This is a genomic window from Enterococcus sp. S183_ASV_20 (assembly GCF_018919685.1).
Classification (GTDB): domain Bacteria; phylum Bacillota; class Bacilli; order Lactobacillales; family Enterococcaceae; genus Enterococcus; species Enterococcus faecalis.
This window is the reverse complement of the sequence record NZ_JAHLRI010000212.1, coordinates 1-205: the sequence shown is the minus strand read 5'-3', so window position 1 is coordinate 205 and position 205 is coordinate 1. Positions and strand designations below refer to the sequence as shown.

Genomic DNA, 205 nt, shown 5'->3' with positions numbered 1-205 from the left:
GGAGGATTACCCAAGTCCGGCTGAAGGGAACGGTCTTGAAAACCGTCAGGCGGGTAAAACCGTGCAAGGGTTCGAATCCCTTATCCTCCTTTCTTAGGAATTAAATTTCCTTAGTCTAATTATCGCGGGGTGGAGCAGTCAGGTAGCTCGTCGGGCTCATAACCCGAAGGTCGTAGGTTCAAATCCTGCCCCCGCAATTGCTTTT

2 tRNA genes are annotated in these 205 nt (G+C 50.7%); both read left to right on the top strand.

The features are described from left to right. Positions 1-90: transfer RNA gene (locus KQI94_RS16455), tRNA-Ser, on the top strand. A gap of 33 nt (positions 91-123) precedes the next feature. Then, positions 124-197: transfer RNA gene (locus KQI94_RS16450), tRNA-Met, on the top strand. Positions 198-205: the final 8 nt, after the last annotated feature.